This is a genomic window from Chryseobacterium sp. BGARF1 (genome assembly GCF_001677955.1).
Taxonomy (GTDB): domain Bacteria; phylum Bacteroidota; class Bacteroidia; order Flavobacteriales; family Weeksellaceae; genus Chryseobacterium.
Genome location: NZ_LELA01000177.1, coordinates 1 through 242 on the forward strand (window position 1 = coordinate 1; position 242 = coordinate 242).

The 242-nt window shown below is 33.9% G+C and carries 1 protein-coding gene; it reads right to left on the minus strand.

Features of this window, described 5'->3' with window-relative positions; translation table 11 throughout:
• Nucleotides 1–235, minus strand: a 235-nt coding sequence (locus AB671_RS21250; RefSeq protein ID WP_157444291.1) for a hypothetical protein, incomplete at its 3' end; no start/stop codon positions are given.
• Nucleotides 236–242 lie beyond the last annotated feature (7 nt).

Sequence of the window (242 nt, forward strand, 5' to 3'; positions counted from 1 at the left end):
CAAATCCTGGGATATTATTAAATAACTTATATGTTGGATTTCTATCATGCATATATATTCCATATTTTAATGTGGGATGATTAGACATTAATGTTGACGATATTCTTTCATCTGTGCCACCTCTTACAGTCCTTGTAATTGTTCCACCTGCTAGCAAATTCCACCCAAGGCCTGTCTCTCCTGCTTTATCATCTGGTTTAGCACTTAATGGATGATATTTTAACTGAACATTCAAATTTACA